At 43.7% G+C, this 19,205-nt stretch carries 22 protein-coding genes; 21 read left to right on the top strand and 1 reads right to left on the bottom strand.

Annotated elements, in window-relative coordinates; genetic code table 11:
• Positions 1-53: 53 nt before the first annotated feature.
• From AC4JOV_RS11435 to AC4JOV_RS11335, 21 genes are all read left to right on the top strand, one after another.
• Positions 54-1,403: a peptidase U32 family protein gene (locus AC4JOV_RS11435; protein ID WP_229937455.1), complete on the top strand. Its 1,350-nt coding sequence runs from the start codon at positions 54-56 to the stop codon at positions 1,401-1,403.
• Between the two features lie 104 nt (positions 1,404-1,507).
• On the top strand, positions 1,508-2,002 hold the full coding sequence (purE, locus tag AC4JOV_RS11430; RefSeq protein WP_229937456.1) for a 5-(carboxyamino)imidazole ribonucleotide mutase: 495 nt from the start codon (positions 1,508-1,510) through the stop codon (positions 2,000-2,002).
• Between the two features lie 22 nt (positions 2,003-2,024).
• Entirely contained in the window at positions 2,025-2,918 is an 894-nt protein-coding gene (gene glyQ / locus AC4JOV_RS11425) for a glycine--tRNA ligase subunit alpha (RefSeq protein ID WP_229937457.1), read from the top strand.
• A 256-nt stretch (positions 2,919-3,174) separates the two neighbouring features.
• Positions 3,175-3,906, top strand: coding sequence for a Nif3-like dinuclear metal center hexameric protein (locus AC4JOV_RS11420; protein ID WP_229937458.1), 732 nt, complete (start codon positions 3,175-3,177; stop codon positions 3,904-3,906).
• Positions 3,907-3,932: 26 nt separating this feature from the next.
• The gene (locus AC4JOV_RS11415; RefSeq protein WP_229937459.1) at positions 3,933-4,652 is read left to right on the top strand and encodes a zinc ribbon domain-containing protein; all 720 of its coding nucleotides are present in this window, start codon (positions 3,933-3,935) and stop codon (positions 4,650-4,652) included.
• Between the two features lie 50 nt (positions 4,653-4,702).
• Positions 4,703-5,836: a lipid IV(A) 3-deoxy-D-manno-octulosonic acid transferase gene (gene waaA, locus AC4JOV_RS11410; protein WP_491522155.1), complete on the top strand. Its 1,134-nt coding sequence runs from the start codon at positions 4,703-4,705 to the stop codon at positions 5,834-5,836.
• A complete protein-coding gene (locus AC4JOV_RS11405; RefSeq protein ID WP_229937461.1) occupies positions 5,826-6,128 on the top strand; it encodes a DUF167 domain-containing protein in 303 nt (100 codons plus the stop codon). Before waaA ends, AC4JOV_RS11405 begins: the two co-directional genes overlap by 11 nt.
• The gene (locus AC4JOV_RS11400) at positions 6,106-6,843 is read left to right on the top strand and encodes an RluA family pseudouridine synthase (protein ID WP_229937462.1); all 738 of its coding nucleotides are present in this window, start codon (positions 6,106-6,108) and stop codon (positions 6,841-6,843) included. The genes AC4JOV_RS11405 and AC4JOV_RS11400 overlap by 23 nt, the downstream gene beginning before the upstream one ends.
• A 60-nt stretch (positions 6,844-6,903) precedes the next feature.
• Positions 6,904-8,262: a signal recognition particle protein gene (ffh, locus tag AC4JOV_RS11395; protein ID WP_229937463.1), complete on the top strand. Its 1,359-nt coding sequence runs from the start codon at positions 6,904-6,906 to the stop codon at positions 8,260-8,262.
• Between the two features lie 266 nt (positions 8,263-8,528).
• Positions 8,529-8,756, top strand: a complete 228-nt coding sequence (gene rpsP / locus AC4JOV_RS11390; RefSeq protein ID WP_229937464.1) for a 30S ribosomal protein S16 — start codon at positions 8,529-8,531, stop codon at positions 8,754-8,756.
• A gap of 6 nt (positions 8,757-8,762) precedes the next feature.
• Positions 8,763-9,005 (top strand): KH domain-containing protein, encoded by a 243-nt coding sequence (locus AC4JOV_RS11385; RefSeq protein ID WP_229937465.1) that lies wholly within the window; start codon positions 8,763-8,765, stop codon positions 9,003-9,005.
• Complete coding sequence (rimM, locus tag AC4JOV_RS11380) at positions 9,005-9,526, top strand: ribosome maturation factor RimM (protein WP_229937466.1); 522 nt, start codon at positions 9,005-9,007, stop codon at positions 9,524-9,526. Before AC4JOV_RS11385 ends, rimM begins: the two co-directional genes overlap by 1 nt.
• Position 9,527: 1 nt before the next feature.
• On the top strand, positions 9,528-10,223 hold the full coding sequence (gene trmD, locus AC4JOV_RS11375; protein ID WP_229937467.1) for a tRNA (guanosine(37)-N1)-methyltransferase TrmD: 696 nt from the start codon (positions 9,528-9,530) through the stop codon (positions 10,221-10,223).
• Complete coding sequence (rplS, locus tag AC4JOV_RS11370) at positions 10,213-10,572, top strand: 50S ribosomal protein L19 (protein ID WP_229937468.1); 360 nt, start codon at positions 10,213-10,215, stop codon at positions 10,570-10,572. Before trmD ends, rplS begins: the two co-directional genes overlap by 11 nt.
• Before the next feature lie 403 nt (positions 10,573-10,975).
• On the top strand, positions 10,976-11,281 hold the full coding sequence (locus AC4JOV_RS11365; RefSeq protein WP_229937469.1) for a hypothetical protein: 306 nt from the start codon (positions 10,976-10,978) through the stop codon (positions 11,279-11,281).
• Positions 11,282-11,377: 96 nt separating this feature from the next.
• On the top strand, positions 11,378-11,701 hold the full coding sequence (locus AC4JOV_RS11360) for a hypothetical protein (protein ID WP_229937470.1): 324 nt from the start codon (positions 11,378-11,380) through the stop codon (positions 11,699-11,701).
• Positions 11,694-12,884 (top strand): TolC family protein, encoded by a 1,191-nt coding sequence (locus tag AC4JOV_RS11355; RefSeq protein ID WP_229937471.1) that lies wholly within the window; start codon positions 11,694-11,696, stop codon positions 12,882-12,884. Before AC4JOV_RS11360 ends, AC4JOV_RS11355 begins: the two co-directional genes overlap by 8 nt.
• Entirely contained in the window at positions 12,884-13,957 is a 1,074-nt protein-coding gene (locus AC4JOV_RS11350; protein ID WP_229937472.1) for an efflux RND transporter periplasmic adaptor subunit, read from the top strand. Before AC4JOV_RS11355 ends, AC4JOV_RS11350 begins: the two co-directional genes overlap by 1 nt.
• The gene (locus tag AC4JOV_RS11345) at positions 13,950-17,015 is read left to right on the top strand and encodes an efflux RND transporter permease subunit (RefSeq protein ID WP_229937473.1); all 3,066 of its coding nucleotides are present in this window, start codon (positions 13,950-13,952) and stop codon (positions 17,013-17,015) included. The genes AC4JOV_RS11350 and AC4JOV_RS11345 overlap by 8 nt, the downstream gene beginning before the upstream one ends.
• Positions 17,016-17,097: 82 nt before the next feature.
• A complete protein-coding gene (locus AC4JOV_RS11340; RefSeq protein ID WP_229937474.1) occupies positions 17,098-17,679 on the top strand; it encodes a hypothetical protein in 582 nt (193 codons plus the stop codon).
• Positions 17,679-18,608 (top strand): hypothetical protein, encoded by a 930-nt coding sequence (locus AC4JOV_RS11335; protein WP_229937475.1) that lies wholly within the window; start codon positions 17,679-17,681, stop codon positions 18,606-18,608. The genes AC4JOV_RS11340 and AC4JOV_RS11335 overlap by 1 nt, the downstream gene beginning before the upstream one ends.
• Here the strand turns inward: AC4JOV_RS11335 and smpB are convergent.
• Positions 18,602-19,063, bottom strand: a complete 462-nt coding sequence (gene smpB, locus AC4JOV_RS11330; RefSeq protein WP_229937476.1) for an SsrA-binding protein SmpB — start codon at positions 19,061-19,063, stop codon at positions 18,602-18,604. The genes AC4JOV_RS11335 and smpB overlap by 7 nt on opposite strands.
• Between the last annotated feature and the right edge of the window lie 142 nt (positions 19,064-19,205).

Here is a 19,205-nt window from a genome sequence, read left to right as displayed (position 1 = left end):
TTTACTACTATTTAGGTAGAATTAGAGCAAAAATTATCCTAAATAGGCAGAACATGACTGAAAAGAAAAAAGTAGAACTCTTAGCACCGGCAGGTAACCTGGAGAAGATGAAGATCGCACTCAATTACGGTGCCGATGCCGTCTATGGCGGTACGAGTACTTTCTCTTTGCGTATCCGTTCGGGTAAAGAGTTCGATATGGATGCCTATAAAGAGGGGATAGCGTATGCCCATGAGCGGGGTAAAAAAGTCTATACGACGATCAACTCGTTCCCGTTTAACTCACAAGTAAAACTCTATGAGAACCATATCGCAAAGATGGCTGAACTGGAGCCGGATGCATTGATCGTTTCAAGCCCGGGGATCGTGAAAATGGCAAATAAGATTGCACCCAATATCCCGATCCACCTCTCTACCCAGGCCAATGTGATGAATGCCCTTGATGCGCAGGTCTACTATGATATGGGCGTGACGCGTATCATCGTAGCGCGTGAGATCAGCCTCAAAGATTGTGAAGCGATCAAATCGGTACTGCCTGATCTTGAGCTGGAGGTTTTCGTACATGGCTCTATGTGTTTTGCTTACTCAGGAAGATGTTTGATCTCTGCAGTACAGACAGGGCGTGTGCCAAACAGGGGAAGCTGTGCCAATGACTGCCGTTTTCCGTATGAGATCTATGCACACAATCCTCAAAGCGGTACGACCTTCAGACTGGATGAAGAAGAGGGTATCGGTACCTATATCATGAATGCCAAAGATATGAACATGGCATCACACGTGGATGAGATACTCGCTTCAGGTGTGATCGATTCGCTCAAGATCGAGGGACGTACCAAGTCTCCGTACTATACGGGTGTCGTCACCAAAGCATACCGTGCGGCAATCGATGATTTCTATGCCGGTAAATTTGAACCGGAGAAGTATCAGGCGGAGCTGAACACGACACAAAACAGAGGATTCACCGATGCCTACCTCACTTCCCGTCCGTTTGAGCGCAAGGATACCGAATCCCATGAGTTCACGATCCAGAACGGTACCCATCAGGTCGCTGCACTGGTTAGTGAAGACGGTAAAACATGGCGATGTAAAGATAAGACCTGTATCGGGGACGAAGTAGAGATCGTGCTACCTGTAGGGGCCAGTGTGGAACTGGTAGATAATGAGTACGGCAAGATCGAAGAGCATGACGGCAGATACTGGCTCACATTCAAGAAAATGATTGCCGTCTCTGGCAAAGAGTTTGAGTGTATCCACAGCGGTGACTTGAATGATATCATTCTTCCAGCCGAGCTTCCGGGGTATACGATCCTCAGACGCGGTATTGCCGAAGCATTGGAGAAAAAAGGGTTGACAGAGGACTCTACTCCGATGCATATGGTGCCTAAAGACCACGTGTGTGACTAAGGTGGTTTTGGAATGTATATTTGAGTTTGACAGAGTGAGTGTCGGGTTGAGATATGCATTTTGCCAAAAGAACGCTAGCGTAGCTATCAATTAAAAGGAAAAAAATGAAATTCGTATCGATTGTAATGGGAAGCAAGAGTGACTTTGATGTGATGAAAGAGTGTGGTACTACACTTGAGAAGTTCGGTGTACCGTATGAGTTGATCATCTCTTCGGCACATAGAAGTCCTGAAAGAACAAAGAACTACATCAAAGATGCAGAAGAGAGAGGTGCACAGGTATTTATCGCTGCTGCAGGTATGGCGGCACACCTTGCAGGTGCGCTTGCAGCAACGACTACAAAACCGGTTTTGGGTGTACCGATGGAGAGCGGTCCTCTCAAAGGTGAAGATGCCCTTCTAAGTACGGTAATGATGCCGGCAGGTATGCCTGTAGGTACAGTAGCGATCGGTAAAGCCGGTGCGACAAATGCCGCGTACCTTGCGATCCAAATCATGGCACTACAGGATGATGAACTCAGAGTGAAGCTTCAGGAAGACCGTATCGCAAAAGCGAAGAAAGTAGAGCTTGACTCAGCTGAAATCGAAGTAAGACTCTAGTCTGTTAAAAGTTAGGAATATTATGAATAAAGATGCTATCACATTTAGCGAACTACTATTAAAGCTCCAGCAGTTCTGGGCCGAGCAGGGATGTAATATCGTACAGCCGTATGATATCCCGGCGGGTGCGGGGACATTCCACCCTGCGACACTGCTTAGAAGTCTGGACAGCAAACCCTGGAGTGCTGCATATGTAGCTCCAAGCCGTAGACCGACAGACGGCCGTTACGGAGAGAACCCGAACCGTCTGGGTGCCTACTACCAGTTTCAGGCATTGATCAAACCAAGCCCGGATGATATCCAGGCGCTTTACCTGAAGTCTCTGGAGTACCTGGGGCTTAACCTGAAAGAGCATGATATCCGTTTTGTTGAGGATAACTGGGAGTCTCCTACGCTTGGTGCGTGGGGACTTGGCTGGGAAGTATGGCTTGACGGTATGGAGGTGACACAGTTCACCTATTTCCAACAGGTCGGAGGGATCGCCTGTGACCCGGTGGCGGTTGAGATCACCTACGGTACCGAGCGTCTGGCAATGTATCTTCAGGGCGTTGAGTCTGTCTTTGATATCGTTTGGAACAGAAACGGTGATGAGGTAACGACCTATGCGGATGTACACAAAGAGAGTGAGTATGAGTTCAGTAAATACCACTTTGAAGTAGCCAGTACAGAGAAGCTCTTCCGGCATTTTGAGGATGCAAGTGAGGAGTGCAGACTCTGTCTGGAGCAAGGACTTCCTCTCCCGGCCTATGATCAATGTATGACTGCGTCACACGCATTTAATGTGCTTGATGCAAGAAAAGCGGTTTCTCAGGCGCAGAGACAGAACTATATCCTCAAAGTACGTGAATTGGCGATCGGTTGTGCACAACTCTATAAAGCGCAGGAAGAAGAGAGAAATAAGCGAGTGAAGGGTTAAAAACCATCCTTTTATCTAAATATGTGGCGGTGATGCTCTCTTCATTTTTTTTTCAAAGAGAGTGATGACTTCGTCACCGCTACGCTTCACTAGGAGAAAAAACGAAGCAAAAAATCGTCGTTGCTCTCGAATCGCTTCGCTTTTCTGGCACTAAATGCCGATACCCCTGTCGCTAAAGCGTAAATGGGGTAGAAGGTCGTTCGCAACGACAGGCACACACTGTGTGATTATTAATTTAGGATATGAAAGAAACGTAATGAAACTACAAGAAGTTTACGATTTCCTTGATAAGATCAGTCCCTTTGAACTTCAGGAGAAGTGGGACAACTCCGGTCTTATCGTCGGTGATATGTCAAGAGAGGTCTCACAGGCTGTTATCTCACTCGATATTGATGAAACGATGATCGAAGAGGCTGAGGAGGGGACACTTTTTCTCGTACATCATCCGTTGATATTCGGCAAATTGACACAGTTGGATTTCTCGAAATACCCCTCCAACCTGATCGAGAAGATGATCCTCAAAAAGCAGTCACTGATCGCACTTCATACCAACTTCGACCAGACACATCTCAATCGATATGTTTTTGAAAAGGTACTTGGATTCAAGATGGAGAAGGAAGTCCCTTTTGTCTGTATGGCCCGGGGTGAATGGAGCTATAAGGCGCTGCTTGCACTGCTCAAAGAGAAGTTCGGCCTTCCGACACTTAAAGTGGTAGGGAAAAAAGAGAAGATCACCTCAATCGCCCTGACAACAGGTGCAGGTGCTTCACTGATCGATATGGTTGATGCGGATTGTTTTTTGACCGGAGATATCAAATACCATGATGCGATGAAAGCGATGAGTGAAGATCTGATGATGGTCGATATCGGACACTATGAGAGTGAAAAGTTCTTTGCAGAGATACTTTTTGATGAGTTGAAAGTTTTACCTCTTTTGGCTATAATTGCGCAATCTAAAAATCCGTTTGAGATTGATAATACTATCTAGAACCCCAAACCCTTTAAAGGAACAAGATGAACAAACATCTAAATCAATTGATCGAAATTGCGAAAAACGATCAGGCAATTGACAGTTATGCACCGCAGATCGAGGCAGCAGACAAAAAAGTAAACAAAGCACAGAAAAAAGTGGATACTGTGCAGGAAGAGATCACTAAGCTGAATGAAGAGATCTCTCAAAACGAAGAGAAGGTCGAGAGCTTTGATGAGCAGTTGAAGATGCTCAACGAGCAGTTGGCAAGCAATGCAAAAAAAGCAAAAGAGATCAGTACTGAAAAAGAGATGCAGGCACTCTCACTCGAAGAAGATATCGCAAAAGAGAAGATGACGTTTGCCAATGAAGAGATCGAAAGACTTCAGGGTGTTAATGAGACCAAGAAAGCGCTTTTAAAAGAGGCAGAAGAGAAACTTAACACACGTAACGAAGAGCTTACAGCGATCAATGAAGTCGTAAATGTTGAGAAAGCTGAGATCGAGCAGGCGAAAGGTGAGTTGTTCTCAAAAAGAGAAGAGCTTACAAGAAACCTTGAGCAGAAGGTTCTGGCATTTTATGAGAAGATCCGTATCTGGGCAGGCAACACGGCAGTTGTTCCGGTCAAAAAGCAGGCATGTTACGGATGTTATATGAAACTCAATGATAAAACCTATGCTGAGGTGATCAAAGCAGAAGAGATTGTCACTTGTCCACACTGTGGAAGAATCCTTTACATTGAGCGTGTTACGCCTGAAGCGTAATGAAATGAAAAGCTATGGAGAAACTTTTCTTTTTTCTCTATAGTACTATGATGGCAGTGGTTTATCTCACTGCGCTGCCTTTTTTACTCCTCTTTGCACTCAAACAAAAGTATCGGATATCGTTACCTGCACGATTTTTTCTTTGGAAAAACAGTCCGTTGAAGAGTGATGGGGTATGGTTTCACTCCTGCAGCTTCGGGGAAGCACTGGCGATTAAGCCACTGGTAGAAGCGTTGCCTCAGGAACTGCTGCGTATGACCACAACAACCCAGACAGGTTTTAATGTCGTAAAAGCCTATACGAAACAGAGCCGTTATCTCCCCTTTGAACCACTGCTTTTTGGGTGGTTAAAGCCGCAAAAGGTACTGGTAGTGATGGAGGCAGAGTTTTGGTATCTGCTTTTTACTCTGGCAAAACGCAGAGGTGCAAAGACACTTCTGATCAATGCACGGATGAGTGACAGGTCATTTCCGAAATACTATAAGATGCGCTGGTTGTATAGACAGATCTTTAGATCGATCGATGAGGTTTATGCTCAAACCCTGCAAGATAAAGAGCGTTTGGAACTTCTGGGAGCTAAAAATGTGTCTGTGACCGGAAATATCAAACTTGCCAAACTCACCGCACCGACAAAAGCACTGCAGAAGCCATCCGGGTTGATCGTATGCGGTGCCAGCACACATGAGGGTGAGGAAGGGATCATACTTGATGCCTATCTCACACTTAAAGCCGAGCAAAAAGATGCTAAACTTATAGTGGTTCCAAGACACCCTGAGCGTTTTGACAGGGTCGCTGATCTCATCGCAGAGGTTGCCGGGCTTCATACGCTGCAGTGGCACCGGTATTCGGACAATGAGAGTCTGGAGAGTGACATCATACTGATAGACACGCTGGGTGAACTGGTGAATATCTATGCGGTGACGGATATCGTGATCCTCGGAGGAGCGTTTGAACCTATCGGGGGCCACAATGCTGCCGAGGCAGCACAGTTCGGCTGTAAGATCATTTCGGGCAAACACTACTTTAACCAGAAAGATATTTTCGGTGCGATAGAGGGTATCGCTGTGGTCGAGTCATTCAATCTTTCCCGTAGACTCTTGCAGCACCATCTGCTGAAGCCTACTGTGATCAAACAAAGAAGTGATATCTCGCCGATAGTGGAGAGTATAGAAGATGTTTTATAGTATTAACGAAGATCAGGTAACGGTTCGTATCAAAGCACAGCCTGCTGCCAGCAAAAATGCATTTGCAGGCGAATACGGCGAGGATGCGATCAAGGTGACGATCAAAGCCCCTGCAGTTGAGGGGGCGGCAAACAAAGAGTTGATAAAGTTTTTGGCAAAAAGTTTCAAGGTTGCCAAAAGCGATATTGTATTTAAGAGCGGGGAACAGAGTAAGATCAAGCGTATAGAGTTTCCTCTTACAGAAAAATTTAAAGAATGGATAGAGAGTAATGGCTACGGATCAAGCATTTAAAGTATTGGCAATACAAGAGGGTATCTCAAACAATAAAGCAAAAGTACTTATTGATAGGGGTTTGGTATTTGTAGGAGATAAACAGGTAAAGATCGCCAGGGCACAGATCAATACAGAGACAAAGTTCCGTATCGAGTACCCGAGTGATGTGGAGGTGCTGTATGAGGATGAAAACATTATCGCAGTCAATAAACCGGCACAGATAGACAGCTATGACATTCAGGATGCGATAGAGGGTGCTGAGTTGTTACACAGACTCGACAGGGATACTTCCGGGGTTCTGTTGCTGGGGAAAAACAGAGCATTCATCGACAAAGCGATCAAAGAGTTCAAGAACCGTAGAGTCAAAAAAGAGTATATCGCCTGGGTGGAAGGTGTCGTCTATGACACGATGGAGATCGATGATCCTATCCTTACGATCAAAAAAGGAAAAGCCTTCTCAAAAATCGATCCGGTTCGTGGTAAAAAAGCCTATACCAAGGTGACTCCGGATGAGGTCCAGGGGAAAAAGTCCAAGGTAAAAGTGGAGATCACCACAGGACGTACACACCAGATACGTGTCCACCTGGCAAGTGTAGGACATCCGATCGTCGGAGATGAACAGTACGGTTCAGTGACAAAGTCCAAGCGTATATTGCTGCATTCGGCAAAGATGTCCATTTTTGACTATACGTTTGAAGCACCGGAGCCTCAGGATATCCGCAGGTATAAATAGGCCCTATAAGCCAAGATTGGATAAAATCACAACAATATAATCGAGAATTCAAGGTAAGAAATGTTTGATACGTTAACCGACAGTTTTAAAAATGCCATCGGCAAGATTCGTTTTCATGATGACGAAAAAGCACTCAAGAAAGCGACTGCCGAACTAAAAAAATCACTTCTGAAAGCGGATGTTCACCATAAAGTGGTCAAAGAGCTGATCAAAGAGGTCGAACTGGATACTAAGAAAAACGGTATCGGTAAAGACCAGTTTATGGCAGCACTTCAAAGAGAACTGACAGATATCCTTACGATCGAGGGGGCACCAAAAGGGTTTACTTTTGCTTCCAAGCCTCCGACCGTGGTACTGATGATCGGTCTTCAGGGTTCCGGTAAGACGACTACAACGGGGAAACTTGCGTATTTCCTGAAAGAACAGAAGAAGAAAAAAGTATTGGTCATTGCAGCTGACCTTCAGAGACTTGCAGCAGTAGAGCAGCTTAGACAGATCACTTCGGGCATCGAGGTAGACCTGGTAGCCGATGAGAACGCATCACCGGAGCAGATCGTCAAAGCGGGCCTTGAGAAAGCTGAAAAAGAGCTCTATGATGTGGTGCTTATCGATACCGCGGGACGTTTGGCGATCGATGAAGCGTTGATGGATGAGCTGGCACGTGTCAAAGAGGTGGCACAGCCTGATGAGCTTTTCTATGTTGCCGATGCGATGACGGGTCAGGATGCAGTGAGAACAGCGCAGACCTTTAAAGAGAAGATCGGTATCACGGGTGTGGTACTCTCGAAGTTTGACGGTGACAGTAAAGGTGGGGTTGCGCTTGGACTGAGCGAGCAGGTAGGTGCACCGCTTCGTTTCATCGGTGCGGGTGAAAAGATGCCTGACCTTGAGCAGTTCATTCCTGATCGTATCGTCAGCCGTTTGATGGGGGCAGGGGATGTAGAGTCACTTGCAGAGAAAGCTGCCGCGGCGATCGATCCTAAAGAAGCGAAAAAAATGACTCAGAAGATCAAGAAGGGGCAGTTTAACTTCAACGACTTCCTTGATCAGATGGATCAGATGAAGAAGCTCGGATCGATGAAGTCGATCATGGGGATGATCCCGGGAATGGGAGCTATGGCAAAACAGATCGGTGATATGGATCTGGAAAACTCTGAAGAGATCAAGATGATCCGTGCGATGGTCTCCTCAATGACGGCAAAAGAGAGAGAAAACCCGGATCTTCTCAACAATATGCGTAAAAGAAGAATTGCAGCAGGTGCAGGACTCGATCAGATGCAGGTCAACCGTGTACTCAAGCAGTTTAAAAATGCTGCGAAGATGGCTAAAAAGCTTTCAGGCAAGGGCGGCATGAAACAGATGCAGGATATGATGAAGCAGATGCAAGGCGGTGGCGGATTCCCGGGTATGCCTAGATAGTGCTTAGTATTTAGCGCATAGAGAGGTTTTTGCTTCATTCCCGACTCCGATCGGGAATCTAGAGTGTGATATAGATAGTTTATCGGGAAAAGCCAGTCACCTTGTGAGCGGTTTGTTTAATAAAAACTTTATATTTATTATGATAAAATCGCGATCCTAAAGTCCTGATGAGTGCTCTGAGTCATTAAAGAGTAGTTGTCAGGATTTATATGTACATCTTAATCCTCTAAGATGACATAGAAATAACAATATACGAAGGATAGAATATGACAAAGATCAGAATGACAAGAATGGGTAGAAAGAAGAAGCCATTTTACAGAATCGTAGTAACAGACAGTAGAAAAAGAAGAGACGGTGGTTGGATCGAATCTATCGGTTACTACAACCCGGTAAGTGAAAACAAAGATATGAAAATCGATGAAGAGAGATTCAACTACTGGATTAGCGTTGGTGCACAAATGAGCCCGACAGTAAAAAGAATTACTGGAAAATAATCTTTTATGGTAGATGCGTTCCTGATCGCTTACACGAAACTGTTAGTGGAACATCCCGAAGATATCTCGATAGAGATTAACGAGATAGATGAAAAGTTGGATGAGATCACTATTTATGCCAATAATGAGGATATCGGCAAACTTATCGGTAAGCATGGACGCATGATCAACTCCATCAAGACAGTCATCTCCGGCTGTAAAGCAAAATACGGTAAAAACTACCGTCTTAATGTAAAACCAATCGCATAATGGAAAAATTTTTTATCGCTCAGATCGGGCGTACTGTAGGACTTTGGGGTGATCTCAAGATTCACTTCCATACTGACTTCCCGGAACAGTTTAAAGTAGGCGAGACCTATCATAGTGACCGCGGAGAAATTACGCTGGTGGATATGAACCTTAAAAGAGGGACTGTACGTTTTCAGGGATATGAAAGTGTAGATGCTGCCAAGAGACTTACCAATGCTAAGATCTATGCGACGGAAGCAGAAACCAAAGCAAATTGTGCATTGGCTGAGGGTGAACATTTCTGGTTTGATATCATGGGGTGTAAAGTGATGCAGGATGATGAACTTTTGGGAGAAGTAAAAGATATCCAGCGTATGCTGGATGTGGATTATCTGGCGATAAAGACTGATGCATCATTGGTCAAGGAAGGATTTGCCAAAAACTTTCTTTTGCCTTATATCCCAAGATATATCGTCAACGCGGATATAGAGAACAAAACAATCTTCACGCAGGATGCCAAAGATATCCTTGAGGCGAGTTAGTATGCGCTTTTCTTTTGTAACACTTTTTCCCAACCTCATTAAAGGATATTTCACAGAGAGTATCTTAAAACGGGCAATTGATGAGAAGAAGATATCGATCGATTTTTTTAATCCCAGAGACTTTACAACAGATAAACACAACAGGGTAGATGCTCCAATGGTAGGCGGAGGTGCCGGGATGCTTATGACACCGCAACCGCTTATGGATACTTTGGAAAGCATCAAAAAAGAATCTCCTGATGCGCATATCATTTTTGTTACTCCGGTAGCAAAACCGTTTAAACAAAATGATGCCAAACGTCTGGCAAAGAAAAATCATATTGTGTTGGTTTCAGGTAGATATGAAGGGATTGATGAGAGGGTGATTGAAGCACATGCGGATGAGCTATTTTCTATCGGGGACTTTATCCTCACCGGTGGCGAATTGGCGAGTATGGTAATGTGTGATGCGATCAGCAGAAACATTGAAGAGGTATTGGGTAACGTTGACTCATTGAGCATAGAGAGCTATGAAGGACCGTCTTTGGAAGCACCTTCATTTACAAAACCGGTAAATTATCAAGGTCGTGAGGTAGTTTCAGAGTTTTTAAAGGGTAATCATAGTAAAATCACGGACTTTAAAAGAGACTTGGCTTTGTGTAAAACAAAGTTTTTCCGTCCAGACTTATACAAAAAAGGTATAACACATGAGAAATAAATATATCGAAAGCTTCGAGCAAGCACAGGTAGAAGGTAAGAACATCCCTGACTTTAGAGCAGGTGACACTGTAAAAGTATCAGTAAGAATTAAAGAGGGTGATAAAGAAAGAATCCAGGACTACGAAGGTCTTTGTATCTCAATCAGAGGTGAAGGAACTGGTAGAACATTCATCGTAAGAAAAATGGGTGCAAACTCAGTAGGTGTTGAAAGAATCTTCCCACTTTACTCTGAAAGTATCGAGAATATCGAAGTAAGAAGAAGAGGTAGAGTTAGAAGAGCGAAGCTTTACTACCAAAGAGCACTTAAAGGTAAAGCTGCACGTATTAAAGAGCTTAGAAGAAAATAATCCTTTCGGTTTATTTTACTTCATCTTTGAAGGAGTGTTCAGTCACTTACTGAACGTAAGCTCCTTCACTACAACCTACAAATCTACAACAAATCAAAAAGAAATATCCCCATTCTTACAATTTAAATCAAACTACAACGAAAATATTTCGTATAGATTCCTATCCATACCGTCGTAAAAAAACTTTAAAATGTTTCTAAAAGCTTGACATGCAAATAAAACTATGTCAGTTTTGCTAAACGCTAAACGCTAAACGCTAAACGCTAAACGCTAAACGCTAAACGCTAAACGCTAAACGCTAAACGCTAAACGCTCTCTGATCATTTATTTTTCGTAATTTTTAAAATTAAAAGGACAAATTAACTCTGATATGTTATATTGCTACTAAAGTTTAGGAGCAGAGATGAAAGCTAGGGTCATTCAATTACTTTTGATCATATCATTGTCATTTAACATCGCACATGATGCTTTCATTGCCATCAATGAGCAGTCTCTCTGTGAGAATATCTCAGAATATGTGATGGAGCAGACAGAAGGAAGTGAGTGCGGTAATATAGGTGAGTCTCACTATCTTTTTCACTTTACAGCAATTCTCTCTCCTCTGAAACTGATCCCTCAATCAGCTGGTAAAACGGAACCTATACATTTTAACTGTAGGGTACATACTGCCCTTCTGAAAGATAAACAGGTTAAACCTCCTATAGCCTAATCCTTTTTCTTTATTACCCACCCCATATTTTAATTATAGATCAATATCAGATCCGTAGCACTCTTATCTACGGGCTAAATGTAAAAGGATAGACTTATGAAATTACCGGTATTACTTCTTTTGAGTTCACTCTTTGTCTCGGCAGAGACATTGAGTATCTCGGAACAACAGACATTAAAGACATATAATCACAAACCATCACTGAAAAAAACCGTTGAGAGACGTATGCAGAAGCTTGCAAAGGTGAGTAAAGACGAGGCGACAGAGATAGCAAGCCTTTATTGTGCAGGAGAGGAGATCAATCCTAAGCTTACACATAAAAAACGTTATCTTTTTTATTATGTCGGTACACAATCCTGTCAGCTCTATATCAATGCATTGGACGGATCACTGCTCAGTGAGGAGAAGGTAAATGGGTAAAACTGTTTTAGTTGTTCTGTTCTCTCTGCAAAGTATCTTTGCTTCAAGTGTATCATTGGAGAAGATTCTGGAATCAGCGAACAAGAATGGTTCATTGACGCAGGCGATCTCCCAAGAGAATTTATCGAGAGAAGCTGGGAACAAAGCAGAGAATGCGTCACACCCCCTGGAACTCTACGGCAGTATATCCCAGGCTGATCCTATGGTTGGGAATCGTGCAAAAGAGTACTCCGTCGGCATATCTAAAAATCTGATCTTGGATGATATACTTCAACAGGAATCGGAGATCAACCATTTGATCAATCAGGCAATTTTCTCTGAGGATGAGAAAACAGTGCTTGATTTCAACAATGGTTTGAAAGACCTTTACCATCAGCATTGTATCGATAAAAATATCTATCAGAGTGTCAATAGATCCTATGAAAGCTTTCTGAAACTTTATAGAAAAAAGCAGCAGGCATACAGATACCAGGAGATTTCCAAGGTGGAACTTATCCGCTTAGAGGTTGAAAAAGAGAGTCTCTATGCACAACTCAAAGAGGTGCATAGAAAGCAGGAAATCTCCAGGGAAAACCTTCTCAGGGTTGGTCACCTGGCTCATAATCAAATGATGCTTTGTACAGATATCTATCCTATACGATCAGAGACTCTGCCGAATGGGGATCATTTTGCCTATACAAAAGATGCCTATCAAAAACGTATGAAAAGTTTGCAAAAAAAAGTGCAGAGATACGATAACTCATTTGAATCCATAGAGCTCTCTATGCAGTACGACAAAGAGATGGATATGGATAGATACAGTGTGGGGGTTTCCATTCCCTTGAATTTTACCAGTCAGCGTTCAGAGCAGAAACGTCTTGAAGCACTCTATCAGAGTAGTGCACTGCAGCAGAGGCATGAGCATACAATGATGCAAAAACAAAATGATCTTTCCACTTTGCAGTCTGAATTGAAAAACAGAGTGATCTTGATAGAGTCATTGCGCTTAAACCTGAAAAAGTATCAAAATCATCTTCTTCCTCTGATGGATAAGAGTTACAACATAGGAGAGAGCAGCGTGATTGACTATCTACTGACACAAGAGAGATACCATCAGCTGCAACAGGAGTATTATGCCAACCAAAAAAGCTATTATCACACGCTTTTTAAACTCTATACACATATAGAAAAAAAGGATCAATAATGAGATTTTTATTACCATTCATCATTTTCTTGACACTGCATCTCCATGCAGAAGTGATCACTCTGACCCCGGCAGAGGAGAAAAACTGGGATATCCAAACCCGGCCACTGCAAAGTTCTCCTCTTTTTCCTCTTGGAGAATTTCTTGGAGAGGTTACGCCGCCACCCTCATTGATTCAGAGTATCTCTCTGCCTTTTGACGCTACAGTGCAGCAACTCTATATCGCCAAATATCAGCAGGTAAAAAAGGGTGAGCTGTTAGCCAGAGTGAGCGGAAGTGCCTGGATAGATGAACAGCAACAAGCGATCAAAGCGGTGATCGCTTTAAAAGAACAGATGACGATAACGAAGCGGAAGAAGCTGCTTTGCGGGGAGGGGATTATCCCCCAAAAGGAGTGTACCGCCGCTGAAGCTGCACTGGAGGTTCTAAAGATCAAACGTGACGCTTCAAGAGCACTGCTGGAAAGTTACGGGGCGAATGACGAGACGGTTGAGAAACTCTTTCAAACGTTAAAGATCTCCAAAACACTTGATATCGTCAGTCCCTATAACGGTACGGTCACGGTACATAACGCTACACCGGGAAAAAATCTTTCATCCTCGGAAACACTGTTTGTGATCTACCAGGAAGAGAGACAGTGGATTGAAAGTAAAATAGAAGCACGCTATGCCACTCTTTTGAGAAAAGATCAGCCGGTAGAAATTACGTTTAGAGGGAAAACTTTTGCGTCCGAGGTAGTGGAACGTGCGTCAGTGGTAGAGCCAGCAAGTCAGACAGTGCTTGTGAGGTTCAGGGTACCTGAAGAGGTCTCACTGCAGTCAGGACTAAGAGGTGATGCACTCATCTCTATCAAAGAACCCATGCTTAAAATTCCTAAAAGTGCAGTGATCAATATTGGTGCAAAAAAAACAGTTTTTGTGAAAAAAGATAAAGGTTATATGCCTCTTTCTATAGAGATAAACGCTGAAGATGAAGATGTTTACTATATCTCGGATGAGAAACAGTATCACCAAGCTGTAGCAGTATCTTCCGTGGCTATCCTGAAAAATCTTATCGGTGACGAAAATGAATAGAGTCATCGGTTTTGCACTCTCACAAAGGCTTTTTTTTACGCTGCTTGCGGTCGTCATACTCGGCTTTGGGGTAAAAGCATACAAAGAGCTGCCCATCGACGCGTTTCCTGATATATCGCCGACTCAGGTAAAAATTATTTTGAAGTCCGGAGGTATGACTCCTGAGGAGATAGAGTCGCGTATCGCCATTCCTGTTGAGATGAAGATGGTGGGTATACCTCACCAGAGTATTATGCGTTCACTCTCTAAATACGGACTGTGTGATATCACGATAGATTTTGAAGACGGTACCGATATCTATTGGGCGAGACAGCAGGTAAGTGAGCGTTTGGCGGATATCAAAGAGGAGCTTCCTGAAAATATCGAGGGTGGACTTGCGCCGATCTCGACACCATTAAGTGATATTTTGATGTTCACCATCGAATCGGAGAAGTTGTCACTGACGGAAAAACGTACACTTCTGGATTGGATCATCGCACCTAAAATACGTTCGATCAGCGGGGTTGCAGAGGTAAATGCCCTGGGAGGAAAAGTAAAAACCTATGAGGTGGTCCCGGACCTGGTAAAGATGCGCGCCCTTGGCATCACGGTACAACAGCTGTTTGATGCACTTGAATCCAATAACCAGAATGACGGTGCAGGTCGTGTCGCATCGGGTGTTGAGAGTATCTTTGTAAGAAGCGTAGGAAAACTGAGTACGATCTTATCTATTCAAACACTTCCTCTGGCACGGCAGGGAGAGAGGGTAATCACTGTTGCCGATGTCGCAAAGGTACGTATCGGTTACCTGACACGTTCAGGGTTTGTAACAAAAAATGGTGAAAGTGAGGCGGTACAGGGGCTTGTACTTGGGTTAAAGGGAGCCAATACCGCACACGTGCTTGATAAAGTCAAGGCTGAACTGAAGCAGATAGAGCCGATGTTGCCTGAAGATGTGAAGGTTGATATATTCTATGACCGTTCTGATCTGGTAACCCTGGCTACGGATACGGTCAAAAGCGCACTCTTTGAAGCCGTGATCCTTATCATCGTCATTCTGCTTTTGATGTTGGGTAATTTTGCATCGGCGATCAGTGTTGCGCTGATCCTCCCTTTTGCGCTGATGATGAGTTTTATCGCCATGCAGTATTTTGGATTGACTGCAAACCTCATGAGTCTGGGCGGGTTGGCAATCGCGATAGGTATTCTGGTAGACTCTGCGGTCGTCATGGTAGAACACATCACTGCAGAACTGGGGAATACAACACATAAACAACAGAACAAGATACATATTATCTATCATGCGGCAGTGGAGATGGCACCGTCTATTATCACCGGTGTGTTGATCATCATTATTGTATTTATGCCATTGCTGAGCCTTGAAGGCCTTGAGGGTAAACTTTTCAAACCGGTAGCACTGAGTATTATCTTTGCGCTATTCAGTTCACTGATACTGGCGTTGACCATTATCCCTGTACTCAGTTCATTCATACTGAAAATACGTCCGGATAAAGAATCTTTTCTTGTAAAGTTCCTGTTGAAAAAATATCGTGCAAGTTTGATATTTGCTATCGGACATGCCAGGATGGTCATGGTTTCGGTGCTTATTGTTTTTATCACCTCACTCTACCTGGCATCCAAGACCGGGAAAACGTTTATGCCGACGATGGATGAAGGGAGTATTATTATCGGTGTGGAGATGCTGCCTTCCATCTCTTTGGAAGAGAGCAAAAGGTTGAACCTGAAAGTACAAAAGCGGCTTCTGGCTTCTGTCCCGGAAATCAAAAATATTATTGCGAGAACCGGAAGTGATGAACTGGGGCTTGATCCTATGAGTTTGAATGATACGGATACGTTCCTTGTACTCAAACCTAAAGAGGAGTGGAGAGAACCGTCCAAAGCATTCGTGATCGAAGAGATACGCAAAGTACTTGATGCGTTTGTCGGGATTGAGTACGGGTTTACACAGCCTATCGAGATGCGTGTCTCCGAAATGCTGACCGGGGTAAGAGGTGATCTTGCCATAGATATTTTCGGAAGTGACAACAGCGAGCTGGAGCATATCGCCGTACAGGTCAAAAAAATTCTTGAGAGTACTCCGGGAAGCAGGGATGTCTATAAAAAAGCGAATGAAGGGGTTGAGTTCTTCGAACTTGGTTTTAACCGGAAAGTGATGGGATATCACGGTATCACACAGAAGGAGTTGAATTCATTTCTGCAAGTGATGTTGACAGGGAAGTCTGTGGGTATCATTCAGGAGGGGATGCGTCGTATAGGATTGATGGTGAAGGGAGACGGATCACTGCAGCATTCACTGGAAAAAATACAACGTCTCCACTACCCGCTTGAAGACGGCACTGCGATACCACTGAGCCAACTGGTAGAGTTTAAATCCACAACAGGCCCTGTACAGATAGAGCATGAAAACGGCTACCGTAAAACAGTGGTACAGTCCAATGTTGAAGGGCGTGACCTGGTAAGCTTTGTTGAGGATGTAAAGAAGAGAGTGGAGGAAGAGGTGAAACTACCGGCAGGATATTACCTCAGTTACGGCGGAGAGTTTGAGAATCAGCAGAGAGCTGCAAGCAGACTGGGCATTATCGTTCCTATCGCACTGTTTCTTATTTTTATACTGCTCTTTGTATCCTTTGGTTCGCTGCTTCAGGCTACGATTGTACTGGTGAATGTCCCCTTGGCACTCATCGGCGGGTTTGCCGGATTATACTTCAGTGGGGAGTATCTCTCTGTTCCGGCCTCTGTAGGCTTTATCGCCCTGCTGGGGATCGCTGTACTCAATGGTGTCGTACTTGTGAACTATTTTAACTATCTTCTCAAAAACGGCTACACCTTGATGGATACGGTCATTGAAGGGTCGGTCAAGCGTCTCAGGCCTGTTCTTATGACCGCCTCTATCGCTGCCTTCGGTCTTATTCCATTACTCTTTGCTACAGGACCCGGTTCAGAGATTCAGCGTCCGCTTGCCATCGTGGTGATCAACGGCTTGATAAGTTCCACAGTGCTGACACTGATAGTACTTCCCATCCTGTATTTGAAGTTTGTTAAAGAACAAGAGAGGTAATACTCTCCTGTTCACACGCAGGTAAATTCATTTGTACTCTGCTATAATTAGCTAAAACCGAGTTATAGGGGACTCTTCTTTCATGCTATCTACAGTCAAACATAGAGTGATAACGCTTTTACAGCTTATTGTCGTGATGATTTATATCATCTTTGAAGAGCTGATATGGGAAGGGATTGCCAAACCGGTCTATACCTATGTCCATTCGCTTAAGATACTTCAGCGTATAGAGGTGAAGGTACATAGCGCCAATCCTACGTTGATTCTTTTTGTTTTTGTGATGTTGTTGGCTGTTGTGGAGGCATTCGGTGTATATGCAGGTGTGCTTTTTGTAAGCGGACAGGTGGTATTGGGTGCGGCACTCTATATAGCGAAGATCCCTGTGGCGGCATTTACCTTCTGGCTCTTCAGGGTCACAGAAGATAAACTGATGCAGTTTGGCTGGTTCAAATGGATCTATGAGAAGATCATGGATGGGATAGCGTGGCTTAAATCATGTGAGATCTATATCCGGACAATGGATAGACTCAAGAGGGTAAAAACAAGAGTCAAAGAGTGGTTCAAGACATTGAAAGCAAAGTACTTTGCCAAAGAGAGTCCTTTTATCACAAAAATAAAACAGTTTTACAGAGTGATCAAAGGGCGGTTACGCAGATCGAAATAATGAAAAAAGATACGCTTTTTTGGATTTGGGCAGTTCTGTTGGGTATGCTATTGCTTTTAGGTATACTTTTCACTATTGAAGAGAGCCGTACCTTTTTAGTCGCCCTGTTGATCCGTCTGTTCATTTTTACCAAACATCACCTGATTGCTATCCTTTCGGCGTTTTTTCTTGTAAAGGGAAAGTTTATTTTTGCCCTTTTTATAAAAAAAATCGCTCTGCTCTCGGCAACCGGCCTTGGTAAACGCTACTTTATCGAGAAGGTTCTTACCCATCATATCAAGATACATTTTTTGGACCATGTGAAAGATGACTTCTTGCGACTGGGGCATTATGTCAAGAATAACTTTAAAAAGTTTCCGATCATAAAACAGTTCATCGCTACGATAGCATTTCTCGGTTCATTGGGGTTTGTGGGAAAGTTTATGGGCTGGATGTTAGCCATTAAGGTCTTTGTGGCAAAGTTCTGGAGCTTTTTGTTGGCGATTTTTCTTAAATCTGCAACGGCTGTTGGCTACTTCTTTACCGATTACCTCTGGGGGAGCTGGATCGCTCCTGTTGTCGAAGTGGTGATATTCTCCTGGTTATTGGAGTGGCTGGAGAAGATCCCATTTCTGAAAGGTTTTTTCCAAAGCTTCTATAGAGATCTGCAGAGGGCTTTAAAAGGTGTTGAAAAGTGGATAGAAAGGCTGTTTCATATCCCTTTGAGAGCATTTTTTTCCTATGTGGCAAAGTGGGTTAAACAGTGGATCGACAGATTTATAGGTGAAGAACGCTTATCATCCTGGTATATGCTTCAAAAAATTCAAGCACTTAAACCAAGTAGCTATGAGAAACTGAAAAAGAGACGTGAAGAAAGAAAGAGAGAGAAAAAGGGGTATCTTTCAGCCTATGAAAGGCTGAAAGAAAAGCGATTGAACAGGGCTCAGTAGGAACGGTTTTTCATCGCCTGTTTTGCTTCTCTATCCAGTGTTTTGGCTTTGAGGTCGGCACGTTTGTCATGCAGTTTTTTCCCTCTGGCGATAGCAATACTGGCTTTAGCGAGGTTGCGTTCATTGAAGTAGAGCATCAGGGGGACGATCGTAAGGGCCTCTTTATGTACTTTCACATAGATCTTTTCAAGCTCTTTTTTGTGAAGCAGCAGTTTCCGCGGTGCCCGTGTATCGGGTGTAAAGTGTTTGCTTGCAGTCTCCAGGTGGGCGATATGTGCATTCATCAGAAAAAGCTCACCTTTGATAAACCGGCAATAGGCATCCTGGAGGTTGGCACGTTTGGCGCGCAGTGCTTTTACCTCGGCCCCGGTAAGGACGATCCCCGCTTCAAACTTTTCAAGAATTTCATACTCATGTCTGGCTTTTTTATTCTGTGCGATGATATTGATAGCCAAAACGTTCCTTTTGTCAAGATATTTTCGCGTAATTATAGCATAATGAGAGTTTGCTGAATGGTGGAATAAATGACGAATAAATTAATCTAAGCATGTTATAATTTACTATAATATTAAGGCGTTGTTGATAGAAGAAGTCAGA

The organism is Sulfurovum sp. MH2-6, assembly GCF_058374785.1.
Note: the sequence above shows the minus strand (reverse complement) of the source record. Positions and strands in the feature narration are given on the sequence as shown.

What these genes read in the sequence shown, in the direction of transcription:
- AC4JOV_RS11435 (WP_229937455.1), top strand. Translation starts at nt 54, where the DNA reads ATGACTGAAAAGAAAAAAGTAGAACTCTTAGCACCGGCAGGTAACCTG.
- purE (WP_229937456.1), top strand. Translation starts at nt 1,508, where the DNA reads ATGAAATTCGTATCGATTGTAATGGGAAGCAAGAGTGACTTTGATGTG.
- glyQ (WP_229937457.1), top strand. Translation starts at nt 2,025, where the DNA reads ATGAATAAAGATGCTATCACATTTAGCGAACTACTATTAAAGCTCCAG.
- AC4JOV_RS11420 (WP_229937458.1), top strand. Translation starts at nt 3,175, where the DNA reads ATGAAACTACAAGAAGTTTACGATTTCCTTGATAAGATCAGTCCCTTT.
- AC4JOV_RS11415 (WP_229937459.1), top strand. Translation starts at nt 3,933, where the DNA reads ATGAACAAACATCTAAATCAATTGATCGAAATTGCGAAAAACGATCAG.
- waaA (WP_491522155.1), top strand. Translation starts at nt 4,703, where the DNA reads ATGGCAGTGGTTTATCTCACTGCGCTGCCTTTTTTACTCCTCTTTGCA.
- AC4JOV_RS11405 (WP_229937461.1), top strand. Translation starts at nt 5,826, where the DNA reads ATGTTTTATAGTATTAACGAAGATCAGGTAACGGTTCGTATCAAAGCA.
- AC4JOV_RS11400 (WP_229937462.1), top strand. Translation starts at nt 6,106, where the DNA reads ATGGCTACGGATCAAGCATTTAAAGTATTGGCAATACAAGAGGGTATC.
- ffh (WP_229937463.1), top strand. Translation starts at nt 6,904, where the DNA reads ATGTTTGATACGTTAACCGACAGTTTTAAAAATGCCATCGGCAAGATT.
- rpsP (WP_229937464.1), top strand. Translation starts at nt 8,529, where the DNA reads ATGACAAAGATCAGAATGACAAGAATGGGTAGAAAGAAGAAGCCATTT.
- AC4JOV_RS11385 (WP_229937465.1), top strand. Translation starts at nt 8,763, where the DNA reads ATGGTAGATGCGTTCCTGATCGCTTACACGAAACTGTTAGTGGAACAT.
- rimM (WP_229937466.1), top strand. Translation starts at nt 9,005, where the DNA reads ATGGAAAAATTTTTTATCGCTCAGATCGGGCGTACTGTAGGACTTTGG.
- trmD (WP_229937467.1), top strand. Translation starts at nt 9,528, where the DNA reads ATGCGCTTTTCTTTTGTAACACTTTTTCCCAACCTCATTAAAGGATAT.
- rplS (WP_229937468.1), top strand. Translation starts at nt 10,213, where the DNA reads ATGAGAAATAAATATATCGAAAGCTTCGAGCAAGCACAGGTAGAAGGT.
- AC4JOV_RS11365 (WP_229937469.1), top strand. Translation starts at nt 10,976, where the DNA reads ATGAAAGCTAGGGTCATTCAATTACTTTTGATCATATCATTGTCATTT.
- AC4JOV_RS11360 (WP_229937470.1), top strand. Translation starts at nt 11,378, where the DNA reads ATGAAATTACCGGTATTACTTCTTTTGAGTTCACTCTTTGTCTCGGCA.
- AC4JOV_RS11355 (WP_229937471.1), top strand. Translation starts at nt 11,694, where the DNA reads ATGGGTAAAACTGTTTTAGTTGTTCTGTTCTCTCTGCAAAGTATCTTT.
- AC4JOV_RS11350 (WP_229937472.1), top strand. Translation starts at nt 12,884, where the DNA reads ATGAGATTTTTATTACCATTCATCATTTTCTTGACACTGCATCTCCAT.
- AC4JOV_RS11345 (WP_229937473.1), top strand. Translation starts at nt 13,950, where the DNA reads ATGAATAGAGTCATCGGTTTTGCACTCTCACAAAGGCTTTTTTTTACG.
- AC4JOV_RS11340 (WP_229937474.1), top strand. Translation starts at nt 17,098, where the DNA reads ATGCTATCTACAGTCAAACATAGAGTGATAACGCTTTTACAGCTTATT.
- AC4JOV_RS11335 (WP_229937475.1), top strand. Translation starts at nt 17,679, where the DNA reads ATGAAAAAAGATACGCTTTTTTGGATTTGGGCAGTTCTGTTGGGTATG.